At 71.8% G+C, this 3960-nt stretch carries 2 protein-coding genes; one reads left to right on the top strand and one right to left on the bottom strand.

Annotation, left to right across the window (positions count from 1 at the left end):
- Positions 1–264: 264 nt before the first annotated feature.
- Entirely contained in the window at positions 265–1020 is a 756-nt protein-coding gene (locus ACFW2E_RS17305) for a GPP34 family phosphoprotein (RefSeq protein ID WP_384467205.1), read from the bottom strand.
- Between the two features lie 226 nt (positions 1021–1246).
- On the opposite strand from ACFW2E_RS17305, the gene ACFW2E_RS17300 reads away from it, so the two are divergent.
- Positions 1247–3703: a D-alanyl-D-alanine carboxypeptidase gene (locus tag ACFW2E_RS17300; RefSeq protein WP_384467203.1), complete on the top strand. Its 2457-nt coding sequence runs from the start codon at positions 1247–1249 to the stop codon at positions 3701–3703.
- Positions 3704–3960 lie beyond the last annotated feature (257 nt).

The following is a 3960-nucleotide window of genomic DNA, read 5'->3' as shown; positions in this document are numbered from 1 at the left end:
GATCATGTATGTCGCCGAGGGGCCCCCCCCCCCGGGGCCGGGCGGGGGCGGCAACCCTCAGGACCGCGCGGAAGCGGCGTAGTGCGCGGAGCCCCCCGCCCGGGGGGGCGCCGGCCCCCCCACCCACCCCCCCAACCACACCACCCCCCCCCCCCCCCGCCCCGCTCGGACCAGCGGCTCCCGTACCGGGTCTGGGGACTGACGGCGCGGCTTTCGTGTTGCGTGCTGTCGTGCTGTTGCGTTGCGATGCCGTGGGGCTGCGGCTCAGTGGACCACGGCGCGCGCCATGGAGCCCCGGCGCGGCTGCATCGGAACACCACGAGCGGGTTCCGCTGCGGCCCTGGCTCCCGGCCCGGCCTGACGGCCGGCGGAGGCAGGGTTGCGGCGTGGCTGGGCCGCCGCACCGCTCTGGACGTCCATCACGGCGTGCGCGACGAGTCCGCCCATGGGGTCGTGCCTGATCAGATCCCGCAACCGGGAACGCGACGAGCGTCCCTCGTTACCCGGGTACAGGTGTTTGCCGAGGCCGACCGCGTGTGCCAGGGCGGCGAGCGCCGCGGTCCGCGGGTCCGGCGGAACGCCGGTGCGGATCGCGGAATCCAGCCGGGCACGGATCTCCCGGCTGATGGCGGTGTCCGTCGCCTGGTAACGAGTCGTCGGCAGCACCCCGCACATCTGCCCCGGTACGGCGGCGACCATGCCGCACCGCTCCAGATGCGAGAGATAGGTCTGGCGGAGCCCGAGACGCGGCCCGCCGATCCAGTGGACGGCACGTACCGGAGCGCCGCGCCTTCGCAGCAACTCCAACGCACAGTCCAGAGTCGGATCTCCAGTCGGCCGTGGTGCCACCACGGCGATACGATCCCCGTCTGGGGCTATCCGTCCGGCCAGCGCCAGCTCCACTAGCTGTGCTCCGGCCAGACCGAGGTCGAGCGACTGCGGCTGCGCAGTGGTACCCGTGGCCGGGTCCAGTGCCAGCAGCAGAAGCTCCTCCGGAATTGTTCTGCGGCTCCTGCCCATCCATGCCTCCCCGCGTGGATGAATGACAGGGTGACCCCTCTCACATTGGTCTGTCGAGAGCGCGTGACCGGTTCGTGAGGGAACCGGTAGGTATGTCGTTCTCGTCTACCGCAGGGGTTAAGCCCGCACACAGGACACTGGTACATGGTTCGGACAGCGTCGGGGAGGCGTGGTCCGGGCAGCGGTTGGCGGGTTGTTCGGCGGACGCACGGAGAACGTGCGGCACATGGAGGAGGCATCGGTGGCGGGCGAGTCCCCCGACAGGTCGAAGCAGCGCGAGTCGTCGGCAGAACCGACGTCGGGGAGCGCGGGTCCGGTTCCCGAGGCACGCGATCCGCGTCTCGCGGTCTCCCGCGGCAACGTGGACACGGCGACCCGTGTGCTCTCCGTACGGGACGCGGTGACCGCCGCCTCCCGCGACGAGGAACCGGACACGGACGAAGCCGCCGCGCCGGACACGAAGGACGACAGCCGACTGCGGGAGGCCGTGGCGGCGTGGGTCCGCTCGGGCGACGGCAAGGCGGAGAACGCCGAACCGGAGCCCGAGGAGGCGCCGGAGGCGGCCGACTCCGGGGCCACCGACGACGAATCAGCCGCGGAGGCGGGGGCGGACGCCGTCGCCGACGGCGGCGGTGGTGGTGACGACCACGACGGCGAGACCAACGAGGTTGCCGCGCGGGCCGAATCGGAGGCCGACGGCGAGACCGAGACCGATGCCGACGCCGACGAGCCCGCTGCGGAGGCGGACGACGAGGCGCGGGCCGACGACGGTGACGAGGCAGACGACGCCTCCGAGGACGAGGTCGAGGACGAGCCCGCGGGTGCGGCTGCCGACACCGAAGCCGAAGCCGAAGCCGACACCGACACCGACACCGAGGCGGACGCCGACGAGACCGCCCCCGAGGCGGATGCCGACGCAGAGGCGGCACCCGCCCCGAAGCCGACCCCCGACCCGCGAGCCGCCGACGACGCGGACGCCGACGCGCAGGGGTCACCGGCAGCCGGCGACGAAAGCCGCGCGGACGGTGCGGGTGGGGACGACGAAGCCGAGGCCGAGGACGGCGGGTCCCCCGCGGACGTGAAGGGTCCCGTCGACCAGCCCACCGCCATCTTCAAGGCCCCCCGGCCCAAGCCCCAGGTCGACCAGCCGACGACCATGCTCAAGCTGGGCGGCGCCACCAAGCCGAAGACCACGAAGTCCCCGGAGACCACGAACTCCCCGGAGACGCCGAAGTCCCCGGAGACCCCGAAGTCCCCCGCGGCCGACCCCGAGCGGACGAGCAGGTTCGTCGCGCTCAAGCCCCTCGACGAGCCGGCGCCCCGCGCGCCGAAGGCGGCCCCCGCCGACGCGACGGCCACCGTGCCCCAGGTCGGCCCCGAGCGCACCACCCAGCAGCCGCTTCCGCCCAGGCCCCCGCTGGACCTGCTCGCCGAGCTGACGAACACGCCTCCGCCCCCGGAGACCCCGGTCCGCACGCTCGTCCGCCGGGTCAAGATCTGGACCCCGCTGGTCCTGCTGCTGGTGATCGTCTTTGCGGTCGTACAGGCCTTCCGTCCGCTGCCCTCCCCCACCCTCGCGCTCACCGCCGAGGACACCTACACGTTCGACGGCGACCGGCTGCAGCTGCCCTGGCCCGGTGAGGGCCAGGGGTGGATCGACGGCGACGGCATCGGCACGATGGGCAACTTCGGCAAGCAGACTCCCGTGGCCATCGGCTCGGTCGCCAAGACCATGACCGCCTACATCGTCCTCAGGGACCACCCGCTGAAGCCGGGGCAGGAAGGCCCGAAGATCAAGATCGACGCGACGGCGGAGAAGGAGGGCGGCTACAACAAGGCCGGGGAGTCGACGCTCAACACCGTCAAGGCCGGCCAGTACCTCACCGAGAAGCAGGCCCTGTCGGCGATCCTCATCCCGTCCGCCAACAACATCGCCCGGTTGCTCGCGCGCTGGGACGTGGGCTCCGAGGCGGCGTTCGTCAAGAAGATGAACGCCACCGCCGAGGAACTGGGGATGACCAACACGAAGTACACCGATCCCTCGGGTCTGAAGGAGACCACCGTCTCCACCGCCGAGGACCAGGTGAAGCTGGGCCGCGCGTTCGTCAAGGTCCCGGCCCTGGTCGCCATCAGCAGCGCGGCCAGCTGGACGGACCCCTCCGGCCACTTCTGGCCCAACTACAACGAGCTGCCGTACCGCATCGGCGCGATCGGCATCAAGACCGGCAGCACCACCGCGGCCGGCGGCAACCTGCTCTTCGCCTCCCGCAAGCAGGTCGGCGGACAGACGGTGACCGTCGTCGGCGCGATCCTCGGCCAGCACAAGCCGGAGATCCTCAAGACGGTGAACGCCGTCAGCAAGACCGCGCTGCTCGCCGCCCAGGACGCGCTGACCTCGGCGAAGATCCTGAAGAAGGGCGACGTCGTCGGGTACGTGGACGACGGTCTGGGCGGTCACACCCCGGTCGTCCTCACCAAGGACGTGTCCGCCGTCGGCTGGGCCGGGATGAAGGTGAAGCTGTCCTTCGCCTCCGCCGACCTGCCGCACACCGCGAAGGCCGGCACGAAGATCGGCACACTCACCGTCGGTGACGGAAAGAGCGGCGGGGTGCGGGTCCCGGTGGCCCTCCAGAAGAACCTCACCGAGCCGGGCTTCTCGAGCAAGCTGACCCGCATCGGCTGACCCACGGCACACGATTCGTCACCGTACCCCGCCGACGGAGCACCACCCCGGAGCCCCGCGGCGGGGTGCGTGCTAGCGTCACGAATCGGGGCAGGTCGCCGGTCACAGAACTCGGCCCGCGAACTGGACGAGAAGCGGCCGGGGACACCGACGAACCCCGCCCAGTAAACAAAATCGGACCCGGGGAGTGGCGTCAGGTGTGCACAGCGGATCCGACCCACGCCCACGACACCGATACCGGCGCGGGTACCCGCCCG

This window comes from Streptomyces sp. NPDC058964, assembly GCF_042741275.1.
In the GTDB taxonomy this organism is placed as follows: Bacteria; Actinomycetota; Actinomycetes; order Streptomycetales; family Streptomycetaceae; genus Streptomyces.
This window is presented reverse-complemented; position numbering and strand designations above follow the sequence as displayed.